Source organism: Mucilaginibacter sp. PAMC 26640, assembly GCA_001596135.1.
GTDB lineage: Bacteria > Bacteroidota > Bacteroidia > Sphingobacteriales > Sphingobacteriaceae > Mucilaginibacter.
This window is the reverse complement of record CP014773.1, coordinates 2,403,555-2,428,589: the sequence shown is the minus strand read 5'-3', so window position 1 is coordinate 2,428,589 and position 25,035 is coordinate 2,403,555. Positions and strand designations below refer to the sequence as shown.

General features: G+C 43.7%; 25 protein-coding genes. All 25 read left to right on the top strand.

Translation table 11 applies throughout. The features are described 5' to 3' along the window. Window positions 1–18: 18 nt before the first annotated feature. Window positions 19–1,284: an ABC transporter gene (locus A0256_10590; GenBank protein ID AMR31837.1), complete on the top strand. Its 1,266-nt coding sequence runs from the start codon at window positions 19–21 to the stop codon at window positions 1,282–1,284. Beyond that, the gene (locus A0256_10585; GenBank protein AMR31836.1) at window positions 1,284–2,723 is read left to right on the top strand and encodes a hypothetical protein; all 1,440 of its coding nucleotides are present in this window, start codon (window positions 1,284–1,286) and stop codon (window positions 2,721–2,723) included. Before A0256_10590 ends, A0256_10585 begins: the two co-directional genes overlap by 1 nt. An 18-nt stretch (window positions 2,724–2,741) precedes the next feature. Beyond that, window positions 2,742–3,638 (top strand): hypothetical protein, encoded by an 897-nt coding sequence (locus tag A0256_10580; GenBank protein AMR31835.1) that lies wholly within the window; start codon window positions 2,742–2,744, stop codon window positions 3,636–3,638. Next, window positions 3,631–4,590 carry a hypothetical protein gene (locus tag A0256_10575; GenBank protein AMR31834.1) on the top strand — a complete coding sequence of 320 codons (960 nt, stop codon included), beginning with the start codon at window positions 3,631–3,633 and terminating at the stop codon, window positions 4,588–4,590. The genes A0256_10580 and A0256_10575 overlap by 8 nt, the downstream gene beginning before the upstream one ends. Then, entirely contained in the window at window positions 4,577–5,158 is a 582-nt protein-coding gene (locus tag A0256_10570) for a hypothetical protein (protein AMR31833.1), read from the top strand. The genes A0256_10575 and A0256_10570 overlap by 14 nt, the downstream gene beginning before the upstream one ends. After that, complete coding sequence (locus tag A0256_10565; protein ID AMR31832.1) at window positions 5,155–6,330, top strand: hypothetical protein; 1,176 nt, start codon at window positions 5,155–5,157, stop codon at window positions 6,328–6,330. The genes A0256_10570 and A0256_10565 overlap by 4 nt, the downstream gene beginning before the upstream one ends. Window positions 6,331–6,358: 28 nt before the next feature. Further along, entirely contained in the window at window positions 6,359–7,249 is an 891-nt protein-coding gene (locus A0256_10560; protein AMR31831.1) for a hypothetical protein, read from the top strand. 2 nt (window positions 7,250–7,251) lie between these two features. Continuing rightward, window positions 7,252–8,004 (top strand): hypothetical protein, encoded by a 753-nt coding sequence (locus A0256_10555; GenBank protein ID AMR31830.1) that lies wholly within the window; start codon window positions 7,252–7,254, stop codon window positions 8,002–8,004. Window positions 8,005–8,021: 17 nt separating this feature from the next. Beyond that, on the top strand, window positions 8,022–9,014 hold the full coding sequence (locus A0256_10550; protein AMR31829.1) for a hypothetical protein: 993 nt from the start codon (window positions 8,022–8,024) through the stop codon (window positions 9,012–9,014). A 117-nt stretch (window positions 9,015–9,131) separates the two neighbouring features. Then, entirely contained in the window at window positions 9,132–10,061 is a 930-nt protein-coding gene (locus A0256_10545) for a hypothetical protein (GenBank protein ID AMR31828.1), read from the top strand. Window positions 10,062–10,087: 26 nt separating this feature from the next. Then, window positions 10,088–11,014, top strand: a complete 927-nt coding sequence (locus tag A0256_10540) for a hypothetical protein (protein AMR31827.1) — start codon at window positions 10,088–10,090, stop codon at window positions 11,012–11,014. Further along, window positions 11,011–11,880 (top strand): hypothetical protein, encoded by an 870-nt coding sequence (locus A0256_10535; protein AMR31826.1) that lies wholly within the window; start codon window positions 11,011–11,013, stop codon window positions 11,878–11,880. The genes A0256_10540 and A0256_10535 overlap by 4 nt, the downstream gene beginning before the upstream one ends. Next, window positions 11,881–12,891 carry a hypothetical protein gene (locus A0256_10530; protein AMR31825.1) on the top strand — a complete coding sequence of 337 codons (1,011 nt, stop codon included), beginning with the start codon at window positions 11,881–11,883 and terminating at the stop codon, window positions 12,889–12,891. Next, window positions 12,888–13,793, top strand: coding sequence for a hypothetical protein (locus A0256_10525; GenBank protein ID AMR31824.1), 906 nt, complete (start codon window positions 12,888–12,890; stop codon window positions 13,791–13,793). The genes A0256_10530 and A0256_10525 overlap by 4 nt, the downstream gene beginning before the upstream one ends. 11 nt (window positions 13,794–13,804) lie before the next feature. After that, entirely contained in the window at window positions 13,805–14,707 is a 903-nt protein-coding gene (locus A0256_10520; protein AMR31823.1) for a hypothetical protein, read from the top strand. Further along, window positions 14,704–15,708: a hypothetical protein gene (locus tag A0256_10515; GenBank protein AMR31822.1), complete on the top strand. Its 1,005-nt coding sequence runs from the start codon at window positions 14,704–14,706 to the stop codon at window positions 15,706–15,708. The genes A0256_10520 and A0256_10515 overlap by 4 nt, the downstream gene beginning before the upstream one ends. Beyond that, window positions 15,709–16,692, top strand: coding sequence for a hypothetical protein (locus tag A0256_10510; protein AMR31821.1), 984 nt, complete (start codon window positions 15,709–15,711; stop codon window positions 16,690–16,692). Continuing rightward, window positions 16,689–17,672, top strand: coding sequence for a hypothetical protein (locus A0256_10505; protein ID AMR31820.1), 984 nt, complete (start codon window positions 16,689–16,691; stop codon window positions 17,670–17,672). Before A0256_10510 ends, A0256_10505 begins: the two co-directional genes overlap by 4 nt. Before the next feature lies 1 nt (window position 17,673). Further along, window positions 17,674–18,597 (top strand): hypothetical protein, encoded by a 924-nt coding sequence (locus tag A0256_10500; protein AMR31819.1) that lies wholly within the window; start codon window positions 17,674–17,676, stop codon window positions 18,595–18,597. Continuing rightward, window positions 18,598–19,284 carry a hypothetical protein gene (locus A0256_10495; protein ID AMR31818.1) on the top strand — a complete coding sequence of 229 codons (687 nt, stop codon included), beginning with the start codon at window positions 18,598–18,600 and terminating at the stop codon, window positions 19,282–19,284. Further along, window positions 19,268–20,257 (top strand): hypothetical protein, encoded by a 990-nt coding sequence (locus tag A0256_10490; GenBank protein ID AMR31817.1) that lies wholly within the window; start codon window positions 19,268–19,270, stop codon window positions 20,255–20,257. The genes A0256_10495 and A0256_10490 overlap by 17 nt, the downstream gene beginning before the upstream one ends. Beyond that, entirely contained in the window at window positions 20,254–21,276 is a 1,023-nt protein-coding gene (locus A0256_10485) for a hypothetical protein (protein ID AMR31816.1), read from the top strand. Before A0256_10490 ends, A0256_10485 begins: the two co-directional genes overlap by 4 nt. A gap of 125 nt (window positions 21,277–21,401) precedes the next feature. Beyond that, on the top strand, window positions 21,402–22,628 hold the full coding sequence (locus A0256_10480) for a hypothetical protein (protein ID AMR31815.1): 1,227 nt from the start codon (window positions 21,402–21,404) through the stop codon (window positions 22,626–22,628). After that, entirely contained in the window at window positions 22,628–23,923 is a 1,296-nt protein-coding gene (locus tag A0256_10475; protein ID AMR31814.1) for a hypothetical protein, read from the top strand. The genes A0256_10480 and A0256_10475 overlap by 1 nt, the downstream gene beginning before the upstream one ends. Further along, window positions 23,898–24,989, top strand: coding sequence for a hypothetical protein (locus tag A0256_10470; protein AMR31813.1), 1,092 nt, complete (start codon window positions 23,898–23,900; stop codon window positions 24,987–24,989). The genes A0256_10475 and A0256_10470 overlap by 26 nt, the downstream gene beginning before the upstream one ends. The last annotated feature ends 46 nt before the right edge of the window (window positions 24,990–25,035 follow it).

Genomic DNA, 25,035 nt, shown 5'->3' with positions numbered 1-25,035 from the left:
GTTTAAACATACTCCGAAATGCCTAAAGCTATCAAAGTTGAAAATTTATCGAAGGCTTATCAGCTGGGCACCTTTGGTACCGGTACTATTTCGCACGATCTGGAACGTTACTGGGCGAGGATGCGGGGCAAGGAAGATCCTTTTTTAAAAATAGGCGAGGAAAACGACCGCACGACCATCGGCACAGGTAATATGGTTTGGAGCTTGCGTGATATCAATTTTGAGATTGAGCAAGGCGACGCAGTGGGTATTATCGGCAGAAACGGCGCAGGCAAAAGTACGCTGCTGAAAATATTAAGTCGTACTACAACGCCAACAACTGGCAAAGTAAGAATGAAAGGCCGTGTAGCCAGTTTACTGGAAGTAGGCACAGGCTTTCACCCTGAACTATCCGGTCGAGAAAATATCTACCTCAACGGCGCGGTGCTGGGCATGCGCAAAGCCGAAATCAAACGCAAGTTTGATGAGATAGTAGATTTTTCGGGGGTACAACGCTATATTGATACGCCTGTTAAACGTTATTCATCGGGCATGTACGTGAGGCTGGCCTTTGCTGTTGCTGCCCACCTGGAAAGCGAAATTTTGATTGTAGATGAAGTACTTGCAGTGGGCGATGCAGAATTTCAGAAAAAATGCATGGGTAAAATGGGCGATATCAGCAAAGGTGAAGGCCGCACTGTATTATTCGTGAGCCACAATATGGCGGCTATACAAAACCTTTGCAAAAGTGCCATCCTCCTTAGTAATGGCAAACTGAATATTATCGGAGATACCAGTAAAGTGATAAATGCCTATTTAAACGGAAAAACAAATGCCATTGCCGAATACGTTTTTAAAGAGCAAAATGCCAATGGAATAGGTTATGCCACTAAACTCAGCATTCTGGATGTTAAGGACAATTATGTCAGCGAAATTTTCATAGGGCAATCATGGAAAATTCAGCTGCATTTCAAAATCCTGAAGCAGGTGAGTGGCTTAGTAGTTGCTTTAGGAATGATCAATTCTCATGATATCTCTATCAGAACATCCTGGAGCAAGCCAAATGAATACCAAGAAGGTGATTATGTAGCTACTTTTGTAGAGGACAAAATACATTTTACAACGGGTAAGTATAAATTGGTGGTTGGTATTTCTATTGGTAAGCATTCTGTTCAATACATCGACGAAGAGATCTACATGAATATTTCTGATTTAGTTGAGCAGATTGACGAAACAGTGATGGCTAACAACGGCATAATATTCAATCAAATGGAAATCGACATAAAACCTGCAACAAATTTTTAATGAATACAGAATTCGATAGATACCTTAATACGCCATTTGAGTTTCAAAACCAGTTAACCGCCCTGTTTAGTACAGACGCTGCCATTACCATTTTCGACATAGGGGCATGTGAGGGAGAAGATTCTATCAAATACAGTAAACTTTATCCTCATTCAAAAATATACGCTTTTGAACCATTGCCCGGAAACTTTGAAAAAGTAAAGAGCAATATTGAAAAATACCAGGCAGCTAATGTAGCTCCCTTTTGCCAGGCATTAAGCGATAAAATAGAGACCACAGTTTTTTACATTTCTTCTGGGGCGCCTGCGGGTCAGGAAAACAATCCGGACTGGGATTTTGGAAACAAGTCGAGTTCGTTGCTGCCGCCGGATAAAGTAAGTGAAGAATTTGAATGGCTGAAATTTAATCAGCAAGTAGAAATACAAACAAACACTCTTTTTAATTTTTGCAAAGATAAGGCTATCAACCAAATTGACTTTATCCACTTGGATGTACAAGGTGCCGAGCTATTAGTACTGCAGGGTGCCGGCAACTTTATAAAGGATATCAAGTGTATTTGGTTAGAGGTTGAAAATGTAAGTCTGTACAAAAACCAACCACTTAAAAAAGATGTGGAGCGTTTTATGAAACAAAACGAATTCACTAAAATAATAGATACTGTTGGAAGTGTTAGTGGCGATCAGCTTTACGTTCGTAATGATCTATCGCAAAAACTTATAAAAAGCAAGCGCCCTGGTCTTGCTCAACTAAAAAGCTTATACAGGAAACTCACTCCCCAAAAACCGCAGTATCAAAAACAATCCTATTCGCAATCGGGCGAAGACCTGATCATCGATTTTATCTTTACCCAGATAGGAATAGCACAGCCAACATACCTGGATATTGGAGCACATCACCCCTATTACTTAAGTAACACAGCACTTTTTCATCAAAAAAGCTGCAGTGGAATTAACGTGGAACCGGACCGAGCACTTTTTAAGGCTTTTCAGCATGATCGTAAAAGCGATGTGAATCTCAACTGCGGTGTAGGCGACAAAGCCGGAGAAATGACGCTTCACATAATGGATGTACCTGCCTTAAATACTTTTTCTGTTGATGAAGCTAACCGATTGGTGAGCGAGCATGGCTTCAAAATCGTGTCAAAAGTAACCACACCTGTTTACACGGTTGCAGATATCATTGCGCAATATAACAACAATATATTTCCCGATCTGCTTAGTGTAGATGTGGAGGGTTTTGACGAAGCGATCATCAAATCTATCGATTTTAAAAAATCTGCACCCATCGTAATCTGTTTGGAGACTATCTCCTATTCGGATACCGGGAATGGCGTAAAGGATACGGTGCTTATCAACTACCTGACCGAAAACGGCTACATGGTTTACGCTGATACCAACATCAATACAATTTTTGTACTTCAAAATAAATGGCAGCGTTAAGCGGTCGGGTTTAGGGTCTTGATCATTGTTAAACTTCAGGGTGGGCTCGGTAATCAGATGTTTCAGTATGCTTTTGGATTATCTGTATCCCAAAGGCAAAAAGCAAAGTTGTATTTAGATAACTCCTTTTTTACCGGTCAGCAACCGGGCACAGATATCGCCCTGCGCCAATTTGATCTCAACGTTTTTGCCGGTGATTTCGCATTTACAGATCCAACTACCGTGAAAACGTTTACTAATCCCGGCAAATTGCAAAAAACGCTCAATAACCTAAAGATTGGCCGGAAACGAACTTACACGGAAGCATCCTTAAGGGTAAATGAAGATGCACTTATGATACACGCCCCCGCCTATTTTGATGGTTACTGGCAAAGCGAAGTGTATTTTAAAGATCTGGAATACAAGATCAGGAAGGCCTACTCTTTTAATAAACAATTAAACCAGGCTTCGCAAAAACTGGCAGATGAACTAATGCTTAAGACCAATGCGGTGAGCATCCACGTTCGGAGAGGTGATTATATTTCGTCTGAAAGAACAAACCAAATCCATGGCACCTGCTCCACTTCCTATTACCTAAACGCTATCGAACTCGTCAGAGAAAAGATAGCCGATCCGGAATTTTACTTGTTTACAGACGACCCCGCCTGGGTTAAAGATACGTTAATGCCGGTACTGGCTGATGCAACATTAGTAATACACAACCGGGCGGAAGACAGTTGGCAGGACATGGCGTTAATGAGTAAATGCAGCCATCATATTATAGCTAACAGCAGCTTCAGCTGGTGGGGTGCATGGCTTAATCCCAATAAAGATAAAATAGTGGTTGCCCCTAAATACTGGTTCAAAACGCATGACCATTATTTTGATGATTCGGATATATTACCACAAAGCTGGATTAAAATATCCAATGATTAATAACCTGGTTTCGGTAATTATGCCAGCGTATAATGCTGAAGACTTTATTGCAGCGGCTATCGATTCGGTAATTGACCAAACCTATAAAAACTGGGAGCTGCTCATCATCAACGATGGATCAACAGATAGCACCGCAGCAATTGTCGATGATTATCAAAAAAAGCACGCGCGCATCAAAGTTATTCACCAAGCAAATAAAAAATTAGGGGCTGCCCGTAACGCAGGGATAACTGCTGCGACCGGACAATGGTTAGCGTTTTTGGATGCTGATGATACCTGGCTGCCTCAAAAACTGGAGCTGCAACTACAACTGGCTGCGGCAAAACCAAACATTGGCTTGATATTTACTGATGGCATCATATTTTACAACAACACAGAAGAAATAGCCTCGTACGATATTATGTACGGCGCGTTTTCCGCAGCAGAGATGTACACACTACTTTATAAAGGCAACTGCATACCGGTACTCTCGGTGCTGGTAAAGGCAGAACATGTTAAAGCAGTTGGACTGCAGGATGAAAATCCGCTGATATACGGCTGCGAAGATTGGGATTACTGGTTGCGTTTATGCCTGCATAACGTAGCTTTTTACGGCATGCATGAAAAGCTGTTTAGATACCGCAAGCATTTGAGCAATATGTCAAACAACAACGATATGATGCAATTTGCCAAAGCAAATCTTCTGCTTAAAAATTTTATCCGGGATAAGCTGAATGCACCGGATATTGCGGCCCTTAAAAGTTTTATAAACATCACCATCTGCCAGTTTATCCGGCGCAGCAAAATAACTGAGGCGCAAATCTTAAACTCCTGCATGGCCGAAGTTTTTGCCACTCCGTTAAGGGAATTGAGCAAGGTGCTAATCGATACGTTAAAACGGCAATCTTACTACTTGTTAAGGCCGGTATTTAAATTAGAAAAACTTTTGTATCAACCGGATGGCAATGCTTAAAAAACTGCTTACCGTTTTAGCTAAACGGATCATGTTTGCTTACGAGCAAAGCAAGCTGGATATCTTGCTTAAAAATCCAATGGTGAGCATAAAGCCCGGGCTAAGAATTGAGGAATATTTTACGGTCAATCTGCCGCATAATAACTACAACATAAGCTTTGGAGAAAATGTACATTTTAAAAAATACTGCCACCTGCTTGTTTTTGAAAACGGAAAACTAGCTATTGGCGCTAACGTATTCTTCAATAACTATTGCTCTGTAAATTGCCTGGATAGCATCACCATTGGCGCTGACACACTCTTTGGCGAAGGTGTGAAAATTTACGATCATAACCATCGTTTTGCTTATCATAATCAAACCCTGGTGGTAGAGAAAGCCGGGTTTACTACCGCACCTGTCGTCATCGGCGCTAATTGCTGGATAGGCAGCAACGTTACCATATTAAAGGGAGTAACCATTGGTGATAATACGATTATAGGGGCCAACAATTTAATTTACAAATCGGTGCCGCCCAATACGATAGTGAAAGCTAGGGCCGACCATTTTCTGGAAAACCCACAAGATTGATCAAAGCAACATCCAATAAAATACTGTTTATAAGTAACGAGGCATCAAGAAGTGGTGCCCCCATTGTTTTATTGCATCTGCTCAACTGGCTAAAGCAAAACACGCCCTTACAGTTTGATATTCTGTTACTTAATGGTGGCCCGCTCCAATCCGAATTTAAGAAACTTGGCGATACCTACTTACTAAATGAGCTGGTGAACCTGCACAGCTATACAAATCGATTCCGAAAAAAAGTATTCAAAAGCGATTTGAATAAAAAGTTAAAAAAAGTAGCTGCTAAACTGGCTAAAAAGCAGTACGATTTGGTTTATGGTAATACTATTTTGAGTCTGCCCTGGCTACAGCTCTTCAAACAACATCATAACCTAAAAACCTTGTGCTGCATACACGAGCTCTCATTTGCACTCAATTATTGCTTCGCGGAAGCGTATCTCAACGAAAACTTGAACCTTACGGACGGGATCATTGCTGTATCTGCCGCCGTAAAAGATAATTTACGCTATAGCTATCAAATACCTGAAGAAAAGATTTCCCTTCACTACGAGTTTATCGATACCAACTACCAATCAGTTGAGGATACTGCTGTTACCCGCAAATCCCTGAACATCAACAAAGATGTTTTTATCATAGGCGCCGGTGGCACCCCCGAATGGCGAAAAGGTGTGGACCTTGCCTTGCCCCTGGCTTTGACGCTGGCGGAAAAGCACCCTGACTTAAATTTTAAAATAGCCTGGCTCGGTGCAGATCAGGATAGCCACCATGTAAAGCACCTGCTTTACGATGCTGAAAAATGCGGCATTACAGATAAATTTTGCTTTATACCAAACAGCGATAAACCCTTAGATATCATTAACCTGTTTGATGTTTTTATCTCACTTTCCCGGGAAGATCCATTTCCGTTGATTGCACTGGAGGCCGCCTTTTTGAAAAAACCGGTTATTGCATTCGAAAAGAGTGGCGGCATGCCAGAACTTCTAAAACAGGGGGCCGGCTTTACTGTCCCTTATTTGGATCTGGATAAAGCGGCGGCTATTATTTACCAATTGAGTAATGATACTGCTCTATTAAAAAAAACAGGCACCAAAGCAGAAGAACTCATAACCTCGCATTATAGTACCGGCAACATAGCGCCGGAGATCTACGCGGAGATCATGAATCTGATAGCCAAATGACACGCTTAAAACTACCCAACGTCTCCGTATGCTATCGCTGATCATCTGTTCCCGGTCGGAACGCCTGAACAATGAATTGAGTACTAACATTAGCGCTACCATCGGCATACCTTACGAAATCGTTTTGATAAATAACGCTGATAACCGCTACAGCATTTGCGAGGCCTATAATCTCGGGGTACAGCAAAGCAGGTATAATGTCTTGTGTTTTATGCATGATGATATTGCCTATCACACTAATAACTGGGGACAAAAAGTACTTGCTCATTTTGCCAATCCAAAGGTAAAAGCTATTGGTATTGCAGGTACACCGTATTATCCTTTTATGCCTGGCCCATGGTGGGGAAGCGGCCACATTTATGAGCATCTATTGCAGGCCGGTAAGGACACAGCGCCTTCCCTGAAATCCAATTCTGAAGGCACGATGCAAAAGGAGGTAGTGTTGATAGATGGGTGCTGGATGTGTATGAAAAAAAGTGTATTTACAGAGTTAAGCTTTGATCAACAAACATTCACCGGCTATCATTTTTACGATGCGGATATTTGCATGCAGCTGCATACCGCCGGCCATCCTATTTATACCGTAGCCGATGTACTTATTGATCATGCTTCTTTAGGCGATTTAAACAAACCCTGGATAGATGGCGCACTTACCTTTCATAAAAAGTGGCAGCACATTTTACCTGCAAACTGCCTTACCCCGGGCAAACCTGTTTTTGCTTACGAATACAAAACATTAAACGCCTTCATCTGGACCTGCTTTTACAATAAATTTACCAACAGGCAAATCTATCAGCTGGCCTTAAAATACCTGTTTGAGTTTAAAAAAGGATATGGCTATCACAAAACGCCCGGATACCTGGTAAAATTCCTTTTCAAATACTTATTTAAAAAAGGCGCCCCGTTCTACACTTTCTAATCATGCCCGCAAAAACACAGATCGATATCATCATTTTAAGTTACGCTAAAGACGAACATTTAAAAAGTGTAACCATCCAAACCATAGATACCTTGTTGGCTTCAGAAGACCCGGAGAAGATTCACTTCAATGTGATCGTTATGGAATCTAACAAAGCTTTGGCACCGTACCAATTCAAAAATTCAACCACCGTTTATCCGGCAGAAAAATTTGGCTTCCATAAATATTTGAACCTGGGCATCAAAATGACAGATAGCCCCTATGTATGCCTTTGCAACAACGATCTTATTTTTCATAAGGGCTGGGCCAGCGAAATTGTAAATGCAATGGATAACGACCCGGCTATGTTAAGCGCTGTGCCTTATTGCCCCAACTTTCACCTAAAAGAAGGTTTTAAACCGAATGGCCCACCGGTTGAAGGCTATTTTGGACTGCTCATAGGCTGGTGTATTTTTGTAAAACGCGAAATCTTCGATACTATAGGCATGCTGGACGAAAACTTCGTTTTTTGGTATTGCGATTACGATTATTCAAACACACTGGAGAAATTTAAAGTTAAAAACTGCCTGGTTCCAACATCGGTAGTAACTCACCTGGGCAGTGAATCTATCATCCGGGTGGATAGTAAAGAACATAAAAAGCTTACCCAGCTGCCCCGGTTTTATTTTAGCTATAAGTGGCACCACCACTCGTACCTGAGGTACCTGGCGGAAACCACACTATACAAATTAAAAATGATGATCGATAAAACTTAGGCAAGCGTTTGAAATATTTGAACATAAAATATAACGCACCTTGTCCGGTTTGCGGCCATAAAGAAAACAGCTTGCTATATAAAATAGGGACTACGGCCGCAGCGCGTCACTTTTTAGTCACCAGCGGTAACTATAGCAATTTAGATACTATTGAAGCCGCTATAAAAAGCTTGTGGAATAGCGATACCGCAGCTGTTGTACAATGCAATAATTGCAGGTTTGCTTTCGCCGATCCCTTTATAGCCGGTGATTACCAGTTTTATAATTTACTGCCTCATGCCACAGCTGACGATGCAGGGCTTTGGAAATGGGACCAAAGCAAGACTTATGATACCATTGCCCGGTTAATTGCCGGCGGCAAACAGCCCAAACTGCTGGAAATAGGCGCGAGCACAGGGAATTTCATTGGTCCCATTAGCCAACTGCTTGATAAAAAGAATCTTTTTTGCCTGGAATATTCTACCATTGGAATAGAACGGATCAGGAAAATGGGAATTGCTGCCGAGGCCTGGGATTTCCGCGAGCTACATTCGAAAAAGGAGTTTGCCAACCGTTTCGATATCATCTGCCTGTTCCAGGTTTTAGAACATTTGGATCGTATGGAAGACACGTTTGCAACCTTTAATTCAATTATAAAACCAGGGGGGCATCTATTTATCGGCGTACCAAACAGCGCAAGAATAGCCTTTAACGAACGAAACGGAGCCCTGTTAGATCTGCCGCCCAACCATATCGGCCGTTTCAATGAAGCATCATTCCGCATTCTGGGCGACAAGTTTGGCTGGCAAATAGCAGAAATTGGCGTTGAACCAACAACGCCTTTAGCTATCATGAAGGGCATAATGTACTACAGGTCCCTGCAAAGCGCACAGGTGCCGCCTGTCAAAAAAAGCCTTTTTTACAAAATCCGGCTATACTTCCAAATTAAATCTATGCGCGTGCAGGCTTTACTAAAGCGCAAAAGTCTGGGCGAATCCCTTTGGGTTCACTATCAAAAACCATCAATTTAATAAAGCCATCCATTGCAGTATAAGCACAATAGGCTTCTCTGTTCTTGATACGGTAGGCTCGGAATTAATTTTTAGAACAACTAATACTCCCATTTAACTACCGCAAGCGTAAAACCGATGAAGATCTTTATCCTGAATGTACCGGCCATGCTTCAGCCACTTAAACAGGGTTTTAAATACCCGGGGCATAATAAAGATTATGGTGTTGAACAGGATTTTTTGATTTGGTTAAATGCTCATCCATCACTCCTTTGCAATGACCCGGAGGAGGCCGTTTACCATTATTTGCCGGTTTATTGGACCCGCTGGCACATTACACACAACTTTGCGGTTGACGGTAACGGATTGGAAACGCTAAGTACCGAAGTAGATAAAGCCATATTAGATAACAAAAAAACGTTTACCATTACCCAGTTTGATGGCGGTACCCTGCTGCAACCCGGCAAAATGACCGAGTTTACTGCCGCACGTACAATAAACAGCGGGCTGGATATACCAATACTCTGCAGCAAACACAAAAAACCACCGCTGCCGGTACGTAAGAAGTACTTAGCATCTTTTAACGGAACCTATAGCACGCACCCAATCCGTACCGAAATGGCGGAACTTTTTAATGGCAACCCCGAAATTTTAATTGGCGGCGGTGTGCCAACCCGTTTTTATAAGAGGTGGCTCTGGGCAAAAAACTATAACCTTAATACAATGGCATCATACATTGCTTTGTGCCCGAGAGGTACCAGCTGCAATTCATTCCGCTTTTTTGAGGCGATGCAGCTTGGGGTAGCACCCTGCCTGGTAGGTGATGTTGATGTAAGGCCATTCAAAGAATTTATCGCCTGGAATGACATCAGTTACTATGCAGCTACGGTAAACGAATTGGACTATCTGCTTAAGCACCTGGACAAGGACGAAGCTTTGCAGAAAGGCAAAAAAGCACTTCAATATTTCAATGATGAGCTTTACTACCAAAAATGGTGCAAGTACATTATTATGGAACTTGAAGCACTTAAATCCCGGCCTGCCATAGTTACCAACAAGTCGAATTGACGCACATTCACAGAGAAAACACAAACATGCCGGGCCTTAGTTTTTTTATTCCTGCCTATAACTGTGCAAACACGATCGGCGAGGCAGTAGATTCTATCATGGAATCTAATTTTGCACAAGGCGATGAACTTATCATTGTGAATGATTGCTCGTCCGATGATACTGCCACGGCATTGGCTAACCTTAAAGCAAAATATCCGGGAATCAGTACATTTAGCCATAGCATTAATAAAGGGGGTGCTGCAGCGCGTAATACCGCTGTAGAAAATGCTAAGCATGATCTCTTGTTTTGCCTTGATGCCGACAACGTATTGGCACCAAATAGCATTAAACAGCTGCTGAATTATTTGATAATTAATAATGCTGATGTGGCATCTTTCCAAAATCAGCACTTTTTTCTGAACAACAAGTTAAAGCCCGATTATACCTGGACATTGCCGGCAGGAGAAATTGCGCTGGAACTCTACCTTAGTGGTCAAAATACGCCGGGCCAACATGGCAATTACCTGTTCACCAAACAAAGCTGGCGAAATGCCCATGGTTATGCCGAAGGGACCGGAGCATTGGATACCTGGACCTTTGGTTTAAGGCAAGCCATAAGCGGTGCTAAAACGGTTGTTTTAAAAGACAGTTTTTATTATCACCGGTTAAATTATGGCGAATCTTATTGGATGACGGATGCAGAGGCTAATATGTGGTCGGTTTCCTTAAAGGCTGCTCACGCTTTGTTCCCGTTTTATAACCGGATAGAAGAAAGTTATCTCAACTACATGCTTGGCGCCGGTAGGTACACCTGGTTTTACGAGCTTAAGAAACGCAATTTAAAATTGGTGGGCAACGGTGCCAAAGAACAATTGTACCAGTCGTTACAAAAAAAGCTGCTCAAAATCCAATATCCAAAACCTACCTTCTTAACGCGTGCGATGCGCAGGTTAAAACGGATCTTTAAATGATAGCGGTACGTTTGCAGGGGCGGTTAGGTAATCAGATGTTTCAGTATGCTTTTATACTCATCAGTGCAAATCAATTGAACACCAGCTTTTATCTCGATCAATATATTTACATATCCGTACTGGATAAATATTTTGATGGATTAACCGGCATCACACATCAGGCGGCATCTTGTATTTTCAACATTAAGGGTTATAAAAATCTATTCAATTATCATCTCAGAAAAAAGAGCTACCGATTTTTGGAAGGTTTTCACAAATTGGCCGTCAAAGATTACCAGGAGCAGCCAGGAAGTTCACCCGTAATTGCATCCGACAAATCCCTGTATCTGGGCTTTTTCCAATCGGAAAATTTCTTTAAAGGGCATGAAAAGCTGATTCGCAAAAAATTCAGTTTAAAACAAGGTTTGGTAAATCAATTTGAAAAAAAATACGGGGATTTGTACCGCAATAATTTCACAGTCACGGTACACATCCGCAGAACTGATTACCAAAATCTGGCACATCTAAATTTAGGCGGTGATGATCTGTCTCTGCCGTTAGCATACTACAAAAAAGCCATCGCCCGGTTCAACGGGCAAAGTGTACATTTTGTTTTTATAAGTGATGACCTGCCCTTTGTACAAGATAACTTTGGGTATATTGCTCATAAAACCATTTCGGCAGATACCGAGATCAACGATTTCCAACACCTGTTGAACGCCGACGCTTGTATCATTTCCAACAGCACTTTCAGCTGGTGGGGAGCATGGCTCAATAAAAAAGCGAACACGCTGGTGTATGCACCAAAGTACTTCCTTGGCTGGCGTATCCAGCAACAAACACCTGCAGAGATCTATCCGGATAACTGGATCCAACTTGATTTTTAGATGTTAAAAGGTGTATCTATTATTATTTGCTGTTACAACAGCGCGTCGAGAATTGAAAAAACACTCGCGGAATTGTCTCAGTTGGATTCCGAAGGTGTTGCTTGCGAGATCATCCTGGTGGACAATGCTTCATCAGACGATACAAAAGTGAAAGCAGCAACAGCCTGGGAAAAGTATCGCAATGATGAGATCACTTTTAATATCGTTGATGAGCCCATACCTGGTGTAGCTAATGCGAGAACTACCGGTATTAATAAAGCAAAATTTGAATTATCAGTATTTTGCGACGACGATAATTGGCTCAATAATAATTATATAATTAAAACGATAGAATTATTTGATGCGCACCCGGAAGCCGCAATTTTAAGTGGAATTGGTATTGCAGCGTTTGAAAATCCAAACGACAAACCCTTTTGGTTTGATGCTTTTAGCGATGGTTACGCGGTAGGCTCCAAAGGTGAACAGGAATGCTTGTTGAACGGTGTATTTGGTGCAGGTATGGCGATGCGAACTGCTGTAATCCGCGAGGTGATCAACAGCGGTAAAATGCTGCTGGACGGACGGAAGAAAAACGCGTTGTCCGCTGGCGAGGATGCTGAAATTTGCCTGCGGGTACGGCTTGCAGGTCACCAGATATTATATTCTCCAAAACTGATCTACAGGCATTACCTCCCATCTAAACGGCTTACGTGGACGTACTTAAAACGCTTACATGCCGGGTTTGCCCATAGTTACGTTATCGTAGATATGTACGAAACCGCATTAAAAACGCCTGCCCCCGCAACCCTTCCCCGCTTCTACTGGCTCAGCAAGGCATTATATTATTTAGGCATTAACTTCAAATACTGGTTTAAGCAATACCTGGTATATAGTAAGGGAGAAGGTACAGCAGAGGAAATCAGGCACATCACCTGGGCAATAATCGCGGGCAGCTACTTTAAATACAATTTCAACACGGTTAAAATTTATAAGGAGATCCTTGCTCATAAACAAAACTTACAAAATATATGAGTAAGCGTTCGGTACTATTATTGGCCACCAACAAGCAAGATTATCTGCAATTTGCGCTCAATTGTGCTCAGTCTATACAGCTGCATAATCCCGGTTTGCCGGTTTATATCGCAACTAATATAGCACCTGCAGCAACCTACCCCTCCGTACAATTCATACCCGTACCAGCGGAAATTGCCAAACTGTTTATAGAGACCAAATTGTATCTGGATACATTTTTACAAACAGAAGAAACCTTGTTTATCGATTCAGACTGCCTCGTGTATGCCGACTTATCACCGCTGTTCGATGAGTGCAAAAATTCTGATGTAACCGTAATTGGCCGTGCCATCCCCGTTGAGGACTACTGGTCCCCCAACCCGGAATTCGCCAGAAAAGAGTTTTCGATAGATCAATCGATCATCTTTAACGGCGGCTTCTATTTCATTAAAAAAACCGACCTCACCAAACGAATCTTCGCAAGGGCAAGGGAGATTTCTGAACGGTATGATGAATATGGATTCCATCGCATCAAAAACAAATGGAAAAACGAGGAAAATCTGCTCGGCATCGCCATGAACGCTAACAAACAGCTCCCTATAAAAGATGACGGAACTTTCATGGCAGACTTTACTACCGACCGCCGGCCGCGCACATTAAATGTTTTAACAGGTGCCCGTGTAATACGTAACCCAGGTGCTGGCAATGTATCCCGAAGCTGGTATCCCGCAACTTATTCCCCGGTGATCATACATTTTGGAGGAAGCAATCTTAAAACCTATCCTTATCTATCGCAAAGTATGCTGCTAAAACTGGCCCGTACTGGGGTTCCGGTTACCGTGGCGGGTGTTATAGTTTCCTTATTTATCCATTTCCCATATAAAACATATCACCGGATAAAGCGCATTTTAGGCGCTAAATAATCTGAACTTATATGCCGGCCATCCACCTTTCATTGATCATAGCTACCCGCAACAGACTACCTTTCTTGAAAATTAATCTGATGAGATTAATCGCTGCGCTGCAGCCGGGAGAAGAAATAGTTGTGGTGGATGCCAACAGCAACGATGGTGCCCAGGAATTCCTGCAGGAGCTGTATGATGCTGATAAGATCCACCAGTTTATTAGCGAACCCGACCACAACCAGGCCCACGGCTGGAACAAGGCATTGCTGATGGCCAAAGGAACCATTATTAAAAAGATCATCGACGACGATGTTTACTCGTTGCCGGATATCCGGAAGTGCTGCAACTTTATGCTGGAAAACCCGGCAACGGATATATGCATCTCCAATTCTTTAACCACCATACTTACATCTGACCATATAGCAACCGATAGCAGATTAAAGTACTACCAGGCCTGGCGCGACGGCAAAACCCCCTGCTTTAGTTTTGGCGATGCGTATATGCTCATCAGGAAAAGCGCATTAAGCTATCTAGGCTTGTTTGATACCCAATTTGCCATGATGGATTGGGAATACTCCCTGCGCTGTTCGTACCTCCAAGCAAATATTGCCTACTACACCGGTTATAACAGCATGTCGGTACATACGCCGGGCAACGTTACTTCGTCTACTAACGGGTTGCGCCTAAAAAAAGAGGGTGAAATTGGCCGGATCAAATACGGTTACGCCGGCGACAGGTCAGATATTTCACTGTATTCTGAAATAAAGATCGCTATTGGTAAGGCCATTAACTATCAGCTTAAAAACCAACCCATTCAACACGCCCCGGCGCAAATACCGGCGTTTGATGAGCTCAACCAGCTTTATAACAAACTTTACGAAAGCATTGCCGATCACAACAGCAGAGGCGATTTCAGTTTTATTGCAGGATGAAACAGCAGGTTAAGATCCGTTTTCAAAATGGCATGAGTAAGGAATGGGCCCTGAAAGAGATCCTGAACATTGTACTGGATAAATTTGAGTTTATAGAAAGCGATCAACCCGATTTTATATTTTTTGCTCCCTACGGCAACGACGTACCTGCCCCGGGCCCTTACACCCGCATTGGCTATTTTTGCGAAAACATCACGCCGGATCTGGAAGCCTGCGACTGGGCCTTCGGAATTCCTTTAGAGACAGAGATAAACAATCCGAAATACAGGCGCATCCAATGGCATAACCTCGACCCGCAGGAGTTGGTGAAAGTAGATTGGGATGCCGGAAAAATCCTCGAATCCAAAACCAAATTCTGTAATTTTTTTTATTCGCACCCTGTACCTTATCGCGAGGAGTTCTTCAGGCAACTATCAAAATATAAAAGAGTAGATGCTCCCGGTAAAAGCATGAACAACATGCGCCCCGTAGAAGAGATTTACCAAGGTGATAAATGGGCGGTTAAGCATCAGTTTTTGTCGGAATATAAGTTTACCATAGCATTCGAGAACAATGTTTATCCTGGTTATCAAACAGAGAAATTGTACGATGCCATGCTTTGCAAAAGCCTGCCCATATATTGCGGCGACCCAAACGTTGGCGAGATTTTCAATACCGAAAGCTTTTTAAATGCGGCCGACTACATTAAACCCGCCAGCTCCCCTGTGGTTGAATTTCTGGAGCGCCGGTCGCAATTTAACTTCAGGGACATCCGGCCACAGTTTTACCGCTCGCCTACGGACCGGATCCAGCGAAAGCTTAAAGCAACGGGCAAGTCGCTCAAACTGAAACTGCAATTTAAAGGCTTGAACTTTAGCGACCTGGTGGACCAGGTAATTGCACTGGATAAAGATCAGGATAAATATATCGCCTGCTTACAACAACCCTGGTTCAATAATAACACGCCCCCTGAAAACGCCTCCCTGCGCAACCGGTGGATAGAAATTTTCTCTGCTTCCTAAATGCCAGCCAATCTGCAACCACTAGTAACTATTATTATACCGTTGTATAATGCTGCTGCATATATTGAAGCAACCATCTTGTCGGCACTTGGGCAAACCTGGCCTAACACCGAGGTTATCATAATCGATGATCAATCTACAGATGAATCACTGGCTATCGCGAACAAATACAGGAACAAGGTAACAGTACTCACACAGATCAACAAAGGCGCGAGTGCGGCACGTAACCTCGGCCTTAAACATGCTGGCGGTAAATACATTCAATTTTTAGATGCGGATGATATCTTATCTCCGGATAAGATCGCAGCCCAGGTAGAAGTCCTGAACGGAAGTAACGATTATATCGCGCTATGTGGCACGGTTCATTTTAACGACACCGATGACTACACTACCCTACCGGTTACCGGCGAATGGTTTGATAGCGGCTCTGATGATCCGGTAGATTTTTTGATCAGGCTATACGCCGGCCCGGAGGTAATTCCCGGTGTTGGCGGCATGATCCAGACCAATGCCTGGCTTACTCCAAAGTCCTTGATAGACAAGGCCGGCCCCTGGAATGAGTTCCGGTGCCCGGACGATGACGGCGAGTTTTTTGCCAGGGTGATTTTGGCAGGCAAAGGCGTTAAATTCAGTAAAAAGGGTATCAACTATTACCGAAAGCATCTTAAAGGCAAAACATTGTCGGCACAAAAAAACAGGGAAGCGTTTGAGAACCTGTTGCTGGCTACCGATCTTAAATTAAAATACCTGAGGGAGAAAACTACCGATAAAATAGTAGAGCGCGCCTTGGCAAAGCACTATTGGCAAATAGGCGTTGCGGCTTATCCGGCGGTTAAGGATGTATCGGCCAGGGCTATTAACCAAGCAAACAAATATGGCTACAGCGGCCCCAAATATGTATCAGGCAAGGCAAGTATGCTGTTGAGCCGCATCTTTGGTTGGAAAGCCGCCCGGTTGCTTAGCTTTTATAAACACGGATATTGATAGCATCTACTGAACGGCGCGTAATCACCCTGGCAACCGGCAAAGCAATTTATGTGGAGATGGCGGTTAACCTTGCCCGCTCATTTATGTGGTGGCATCAAACCAGCGATATTAAATTCTGCCTGTTTACCGATCAGCCCGAACTGATACCCGCTGATGTGAAAGATCATATTGACATCGGTATTTTAAAGCCCGGCGAGTTGGGTACGGGTTTTTCTGCCAAACTCCACCTGGATAAGTTGGCTAAGGAAGGGCAAACTTTATTTATAGATAGCGACTGCCTCATATACGGTGATCTCACTACAGTTTTTGACCGCTTTAAAGGCAAACAAGTATCAGTTGCTGGCAGCTATGTATCATCCGGCGAATGGTTTGGCGATGTGGCAGCGATCTGCAAAAAATTTCATGTACCACATCTGCCGAAGTTTAACGGCGGGATCTATTATCTCGAAAAAAGCGTTGAGACGGATAAGGTTTACCAAACGGCAAGGGAACTGGAACAGCAATACGATGAAATTGGCTTTGTGCGTTTACGCAGCCGCCCCAACGATGAAGTGCTGATGGCGCTGGCTATGCAGCTTAACGATCAATCACCCGTAGCCGACGATGGCAGTATACTCGGGGAATTTGTAAACTTTGCATCGGGGGTAAAGGCCGATGTGTTGGCCGGTATTGCCAAGTTGTACAATACACCCAATGATAAAGCATACAATAGCGAGTGGCCCCTTACAATAGGTAACCCGCTTGTGATCCACTACCTTGGGCACCATACCCGTTTGCTACCCTATATGAAGGAGGCAAAGCAACTGAAATATTTTTATGCCGATAAAAAGAGCGTGGCCACGGCTAAAAGGCTTACATTTTTACAGGTAACTTTGCCCGTAAAATCCAGGCTATTGCTTACAAATATATTGCGTCCGGTGTTTCGTTCCCTGTTTGGAACACGGCAGATCAAAAAATCGGAAAGGATAGTAGACTGATATGGACGTAAGCATCATTATACCCGCTTATAACCGTTTATGGAGCCTGCCCAAAGCGATTGAAAGCTGCAGGCAAACCGCGCTGGCTGTTGAAGTAATTGTTATAGATGATGGAAGTACCGATGGCACCTGGGAATGGTTGATAAAACAACCGGGTATTATCACCATCCGGCAGGAAAATCAGGGGAAGGACTGGGCCGTAAACGCAGGCTTTGCCATGGCAAAAGCGAAATACGTGCGATTTTTGGATTCTGATGACTGGGTTTTACCATTTTCAACCGACCACCTTTTTGCCAGGGCCGAAGCGGAGCAGCTAGACATTGTTTGTGCCGGATATGAGGTTTATAATGAGACGGAACAATTTGTTAAAAAAGTTGAGTGGACCATTTGTGATGACTTCCTGGCTCAGCAATTGGGCGAATGCGATTCATCTCATTATAGCGCTTACCTGTTTAAAAAAGAATTTATTAAAGATATTCCCCACCGGCAGGAATTTGGCGGTGTGGACGACCGGCAGTTTATTATAGAAACTGCGATGAAGCTGCCAAAAACCGGCTATATTGAACTCCCCGCGCTGGCCCATCGCATGCACAATAAAGCACGCTTGCAGCGGATAGGCGGCTTGCAAAAAGCCGCTTACCATTTAGCGTATTATAACATCTTCAACAAAGCTTTATCTGCTTTGGAAATACGCGGGGAATTAACCCAGCGCCGAAAAAACGCCGTTTGCAACAACCTGTGGCACCTCGCTCACTGGATGGCGGATTCAGATTTACAGGAAGCTCATAGCGTTTACCGGTGGGTATATCAACTTAATCCCGGATTTACACCGGAAACAAATAAAGGCCTTGCGGGCATGTACAAGAATTTAGGTTTTGTAACTACCGAGCGGCTTCTCAAATTAAAAAGAAACATAGGGATCTAAATGCAACTCACAGGCAATTTATCAATCAACCGGTTTGAATGGGCAGCTTTAACAGCAAAAGGCCTCATTGATCAATATCATCAACAAAAGAAGCCCGTTTACTACGATGTAGGGGCCGGGCCGAACACATTGGTTAAAACAATTGGTACCGAAACAAGAGAAAACTATTCGTTCGATCTTTTTCCTGCGAACAACGAAGTGAAGCAATGGGATATCCAGGAGCCATTTCCTTATGATTGCCCGCCGGCAGATTTCGTTACGTTTTTAGAGATCGTGGAGCATTTGAATAATCCCTGGCTTTGCATAAAAAACCTTGCAGCGGTAATGGCACCGGGTGCGCATCTTATCCTTAGCACACCTAATCCCGGTTGGAGCAGCAGCAGGGTAAATTTACTGTTTAAGGGATTTTTAACCTGCTTTACCGAATCTGATCTGCGTTTAAATCATCACGTATTTACTGCCTGGCCACATATTCTGGAGAAATTGCTGAACGATAACGGCCTTGAAGTAGTAGAATACGTAACCCTTGACGGACCTACTGAATTGTTTGATAAAGCGCTAAAAGCTTCATCATCATTTGTGCAACTGCCTGCCAGGGGAATTAAAAAGTTTATTGAAAGAAGAGACCCATCATCCATTGGAATGAGCTATGGCGTTTTAGCCCGTAAAGTTGGAAAAACCGCTTAACATTTTTTATAGCGAGCCGGATCCCGACCGGTGGATCAGGTACGACCGCTACCCGCGGCGCCTTATTCGCAGGCTAATACGTGGCAAACAAAAGCCGGGTGGCGTAATGATGGTTGCGCTAAACCTGATGGAGGGTTTAAAAAAAATAAATGTACCCTTTCGCTATAATGACTATGCGCACATCCAAAAACATCCTGAAGAAATAGCTTGTATTATAGGCAAGCCACATTTACTTACCGAAAAAATATGGCCCAACCCCATCATCTTCGGTGCGGGGATCTTCTCCCATCCTATCGATGATCAAAATTTGCTGGCACTGCATCCTACCATTAAAAAAATATTGGTGCCCGGCAATTGGATGGCCGATATGTTCAAGCCTTTTTATGGAGACAAAGTGGTAGCCTGGCCGGTAGGTATTGATACCAAACAATGGTTGCCATTAAATTCTCTTCCAAAAGAATTTGATTTTCTGCTATACGATAAAGTGCGCTGGGAACATGATCAATACCAGGGCGACCTGATCAACCCGATCATCAAAATATTGGATAAACTAAATTTAACTTACCAGTTTATCCGCTATGGCAACTACACTCATAATGAACTGACTGCCAAACTTAAAACCTCCAAAGCAGTGATCTTTCTATGTGAGCATGAAACCCAGGGACAAGCCTATCAGCAGATCCTGGCGACGAATACCCCCGTGCTGGCCTGGGACAGGGGCGGCTACTGGCAGGATCCGGCGTACTATCCGCATCGGGTAAAATACGGGCCGGTAAGTTCTGTTCCCTATTGGGATGAACGCTGTGGCATTAAGTTTGAAAATGCCCGGGATTTTGAGACGCAATTGCAGGTATTTCAATCCAAATTAGCTGAATTTAAACCGAGAAATTACGTTTTAGAGAACCTGACCATGGAGCATTGCGCAGAACTCTACCTGCGGATCTATAAAAGTGTTGCCGCAGAAATAGCATGAAGATCTTATTGATAATGGACCCCGGAATCTCTGTTCCGCCGGCTACCTACGGCGGGCACGAACGGCTGGTTTATCTCTTTGCTGAAGAATACACCAGGCTTGGCCATGAGGTAACTTTGCTTGCCGGGCCGGATTCTTATTGCAGCGGCAATACGGTTACCTTCGGGGTTAATGATCTTGAGCGGTCGTCGGTAATTAAAGCCAAAGAAACCGCCTTTGTATGGAAATACCTGGCTTTAAATAGCAAACGCTTTGATATCATCCATAATTTCGGCAGGCTGATCTACCTCTTGCCTGCGGTGAACGCGGCCGCTACCAAGATCATGACCTATGGCCGCCCGGTTACCGCCAAGGGAATTAAGATCATCAACAGCCTGCCCAATAAAAATATGGTATTTACCGCATGCAGCAATTATTGCGTTGCTACCGGCAACATAGCAGGCAGGTGGGAAACAGTTTACAACGCCATTGATTTTTCTAAATACCAACTACAGGAAACCATAGGCGATAATGCGCCGCTGATGTTTTTAGGCCGGCTGGATAAAATAAAAGGGGTACACACCGCTATAAGTGTTGCCAAAGCGAGCGGCAACAAACTCATCATTGCAGGGAACGTTTCGCACACAGCGGATAACTATGCTTATTTTAAACAAGAGATTGAGCCGCTGATCGATAACGATCAGATCAGCTTCCTGGGACCCTTAAACGATGAGCAGAAGAACGAATACCTTGGCAAAGCAAAAGCCCTTTTATTCCCAATTGAATGGGATGAGCCTTTTGGTATGGTGATGATAGAGGCCATGGCCTGCGGCACACCGGTTATCGCTTTCAGGCGGGGTTCTGTACCCGAAGTGGTAACCGAGGGCGTAAACGGTTTTGTAGTGAATACCGAAGCAGAAATGCTTACCAAACTGCCGTCGCTAAAAAAAATCGACCGCAATCTGTGCCGCCAATCGGCCCGGGAAAGGTTCGACAATAAAATAATCGCTTTAAAATACCTGTCCCTGCACAAAGCCTGATGCCTGACTCAAAGATAAAACCGCTTTGCTTACATCCCTCCGTTCCGTATTGAGGTTCACTTGCTCAACTAAAACCGATGGTCAACAGACTCAATAAAATCAGCGTTTATCTGGCCAAGCCATAAATGAGTAAACCGCATAAAATAGCGCTGATCACCTCCGGCCAGCCCTCACTTAACCCGCGATTGGTTAAGGAGGCTGATACCCTTGCAGCGGCCGGTTACGATGTACTGGTTATTTACCAATTCTGGAACCATTGGGGAACCGAGCTGGATAAACCGCTACTGGCGTCCAAAAAATGGAGTGCTATCCGGGTTGGCGGCACTCCGGAGCAAAATAAAGCAACTTATTGGTTGAGCAGGATCAGGCATAAAAGCGGGCAAAAATTTATAGATTGCCTTAGGATAAGGTCACCCTTTGCTGAAATGGCGATTGGCAGGTGTACGCATCTGCTAACTAACGAAGCACTGAAACATCATGCTGACCTGTACATCGCTCACAACCTTGCCGCACTGCCTGCTGCAGTATTAGCAGCCAAGAAGCATCAGGCAAAATGCGGTTTTGATGCCGAAGATTTTCACAGGAACGAGGTAACAGATGATATCAAAAGCATCGACCTAAAGCTCAAGCAATTTATTGAAGACAAGTATCTGCCGCAGGCAGATTACTTAACCACCAGCAGCCCGGCCATCAGTGCTGCCTATGCTGCAATATATCCGGTTGCGCCGGTTACCATTTTAAATACTTTTTGCTCAGAAAAAATCTTAACACCGGCCAATACCCATGCCGGTAAGCTTAAGTTGTTTTGGTTTTCGCAAACGATAGCAGCAGACCGCGGAATTGGTGATTGCATCGAAGCTTTAAAACAGCTCAACTTACCGGGTATCGAACTTCATTTACTTGGGCATGCAAGCGAGCAAGTAAAGAAGCAATTATTAGCCTTAGCCGGGGATAGCGTAGTCATCACCTTTAATTCGCCTATCCCTTCAGATCATATTATTTCTTATGCATCCCAATTTGATATTGGCTTGGCTATGGAAACAAGCGTGCCGTTTAACCGTAATATTTGCCTTACTAATAAAATTTTTACCTACATCCAAGCCGGGCTGGCCCTGATAGCCAGCGACACTTTGGCTCAACAGCAACTGCTGTCGGAATATCAGGGGCTTGGCAAAATCTATCAAAATGGCAACGCCGCCTTCTTAGCCGAAGCTATTTCATACTATTATCATCACCCCGAGGAGCTTTTAAAGGTCCGTAAAAACGCAATTAGGGTAGCCAGGGAGGTGTTGAACTGGGAGGAGGAAAGCCAAAAGTATCTGGCATTGATCAAAACCAAACTGGCAGAATAATGAAACGGGTACTCATCATATCACCTTACTTTCCGCCGGTAAATGCTGCGGATATGCACCGGGTGCGTACCAGTCTGCCTTATTTTAAGCACCTGGACTGGGAAGCTGAAGTGGTTATAGTTGACCCGTTTCATACCGATATGGCGCAGGACGAGTTGCTCCTGCAGAGCATTCCTGCGGATCTGAAGATCCATAAGGTAAAAGCCTTTGATAAAAGCTGGACCAGCAAATTAGGTCTCGGGAGTATTGCGCTGCGCGCCTTATGGTACTATAAAAAGTATGTGACCGATTTAATGCGCAGATCGCATTTCGACCTGATCTACTTTTCTACCACGCAGTTCCCGGTATGTATTTTGGGAGCTTATTGGAAAAAGAAGTTTAAGGTGCCATATGTGATAGATATGCAGGATCCCTGGCATTCTGACTACTACCGCGACAAGCCTAAAAATCAGCGGCCAAAAAAATACTGGTTCAGCTATCGCTTAAATAAATGGCTGGAGCCGATGGCCCTAAAAGGTGTTAATGGGCTGATCAGTGTATCTCCGGATTATATCGCTGATCTGAAATTGCGCTACCGTGAAATAGAAAATGTTCCTGGGGCTACCATCACCTTTGGCTTTTTTACGCCCGACCTGCCCATTGCACTGCAAAATCAACAGTCCTTTGAGAATGTATTAGGTAAAGACACCGTGAATATCGTTTATATTGGTCGCGGTGGCGCAGATCTGCATAGAGCCATCGCTCCGGTATTTGCCGCCCTGCAAAAAGGATTGACCCATCAGCCGGAACTTTTCGGCCACCTGAAATTCTATTTTATTGGTACAAGTTATGCGCCCAAAGGTATGGGCACACCAACTATATTACCGCTTGCGGCACAATATGGCGTAGAAAAACAGGTAGTGGAGCTGACCGACAGGGTAAGCTACTATCATACGCTGAACATCCTGCAACAAGCTGATGCCCTTTTTATACCGGGTTCGGATGACCCTAAATACACGGCATCCAAACTTTACCCCTATCTGCTTACAAAAAAACCGCTGCTTGCCATCTTCCACCCGGATAGCCCTGCAGTAAACACTTTAAAAAGCTGCACCACTGATGCCGTTTTATTTACTTTAACAGATGGCAAAGAATCACTCTATCAAACGCTGGAGGCCTGGGGAAAAGGCATTTTTAAACCGATCGAACTGAGCGAAAAAATCGAAAACTATAATGCCGCTCATCTGGCTGCGCAGCAGGTAGCACTATTTGTAAAGGCAATAAATTATTTTGAGAGAACGCATACAAACGCTTGACGGACTGAGATTCCTGGCTGCCCTGGGCGTGCTTTGGACCCATACCTGGACATACCACGGTAATCCGCGCTGGTATATGGGTAAGTTTGACCTGGCCAACATCCTAGCGCTTGGCGCTAATGGGGTAGATATGTTTTTTGCCATTAGCGGCTTTTGTATGTACTACTTTTACACCCGCAAAACCGATTTTACTTACCCCGATTTTGGGCGCTTTTTATTTAAACGCTGGATAAGGCTTTCCCCTGCTTTTTATACCATAACGTTGATCTACATCCTGGTGCTGAAAATCTTTTATCATTCCGATATCAATATCATTTACAACATGCTGCATAATGTATTTTATGTAAGCTACTTTTTTGACCAGTACATCACCGCTTCCTATTACTGGACACTTGGCGTGGAATGGCAGTTCTATCTCATCATTCCATTCCTGCTCATCTATCAAAATAAAATAGGCTTCAAAAAAACGTTCGGCATTATCTTCGGCTTTATTCTTATGGCCGCCATCGTATCGGTGTTTATCACTAAAGGCAGTTATTACCAGTTGGGCGGTTCCATTCTTTTCCGCGGCATAGAGTTTGGCTGGGGCATCATAGTAGCAAGGCTGATCCTGAAAAATATCACCATAAAAACCTATCGTGCGGCCTGGATGCTGCTATTCATCATTGTAACCTATACCGGGCGGATCTTTATCTCCAAACCCGTATTAAGTCTCTCTAAAGATTATTTCGATCTGTACAGGCTGAGTGGTTTTACATTAATGAGCCTGGGCTTTTCGGGTATTTTATATCTTGCGGTAACCTCAACCAAATGGCTTAATATCATCCTGGGCAACCGGATTTTTAAAACAATGGGCCGCATCTCCTTTAGCTTTTACTTGCTGCACGGAATTATCTTCCCGGTGGTAGGCGATTTTACCAAGGCACATTTTACATTTACAACCGGCATTGCTGCACCGCTGATGACAACCCTTATCAGTGCGCTTATCCTGTATCCTTTATCGCTTTTAAGCTATACCTGTTTGGAGAAGCCCTTTTTAAACATGGGTAACCTAACCACCAAATGAAAAAGCTGGCCATCGTAACCACTCACCCGATCCAGTACTACGCGCC

Excerpts from the sequence above, each read along its gene's own strand:
- A0256_10560 (AMR31831.1), top strand. The coding sequence starts at position 6,359 with ATGCTATCGCTGATCATCTGTTCCCGGTCGGAACGCCTGAACAATGAA.
- A0256_10530 (AMR31825.1), top strand. The coding sequence starts at position 11,881 with ATGTTAAAAGGTGTATCTATTATTATTTGCTGTTACAACAGCGCGTCG.
- A0256_10520 (AMR31823.1), top strand. The coding sequence starts at position 13,805 with ATGCCGGCCATCCACCTTTCATTGATCATAGCTACCCGCAACAGACTA.
- A0256_10495 (AMR31818.1), top strand. The coding sequence starts at position 18,598 with ATGCAACTCACAGGCAATTTATCAATCAACCGGTTTGAATGGGCAGCT.
- A0256_10535 (AMR31826.1), top strand. The coding sequence starts at position 11,011 with ATGATAGCGGTACGTTTGCAGGGGCGGTTAGGTAATCAGATGTTTCAG.
- A0256_10575 (AMR31834.1), top strand. The coding sequence starts at position 3,631 with ATGATTAATAACCTGGTTTCGGTAATTATGCCAGCGTATAATGCTGAA.
- A0256_10515 (AMR31822.1), top strand. The coding sequence starts at position 14,704 with ATGAAACAGCAGGTTAAGATCCGTTTTCAAAATGGCATGAGTAAGGAA.
- A0256_10475 (AMR31814.1), top strand. The coding sequence starts at position 22,628 with ATGAAACGGGTACTCATCATATCACCTTACTTTCCGCCGGTAAATGCT.
- A0256_10500 (AMR31819.1), top strand. The coding sequence starts at position 17,674 with ATGGACGTAAGCATCATTATACCCGCTTATAACCGTTTATGGAGCCTG.
- A0256_10485 (AMR31816.1), top strand. The coding sequence starts at position 20,254 with ATGAAGATCTTATTGATAATGGACCCCGGAATCTCTGTTCCGCCGGCT.
- A0256_10590 (AMR31837.1), top strand. The coding sequence starts at position 19 with ATGCCTAAAGCTATCAAAGTTGAAAATTTATCGAAGGCTTATCAGCTG.
- A0256_10570 (AMR31833.1), top strand. The coding sequence starts at position 4,577 with ATGGCAATGCTTAAAAAACTGCTTACCGTTTTAGCTAAACGGATCATG.
- A0256_10480 (AMR31815.1), top strand. The coding sequence starts at position 21,402 with ATGAGTAAACCGCATAAAATAGCGCTGATCACCTCCGGCCAGCCCTCA.
- A0256_10545 (AMR31828.1), top strand. The coding sequence starts at position 9,132 with ATGAAGATCTTTATCCTGAATGTACCGGCCATGCTTCAGCCACTTAAA.
- A0256_10555 (AMR31830.1), top strand. The coding sequence starts at position 7,252 with ATGCCCGCAAAAACACAGATCGATATCATCATTTTAAGTTACGCTAAA.
- A0256_10540 (AMR31827.1), top strand. The coding sequence starts at position 10,088 with ATGCCGGGCCTTAGTTTTTTTATTCCTGCCTATAACTGTGCAAACACG.
- A0256_10525 (AMR31824.1), top strand. The coding sequence starts at position 12,888 with ATGAGTAAGCGTTCGGTACTATTATTGGCCACCAACAAGCAAGATTAT.
- A0256_10585 (AMR31836.1), top strand. The coding sequence starts at position 1,284 with ATGAATACAGAATTCGATAGATACCTTAATACGCCATTTGAGTTTCAA.
- A0256_10510 (AMR31821.1), top strand. The coding sequence starts at position 15,709 with ATGCCAGCCAATCTGCAACCACTAGTAACTATTATTATACCGTTGTAT.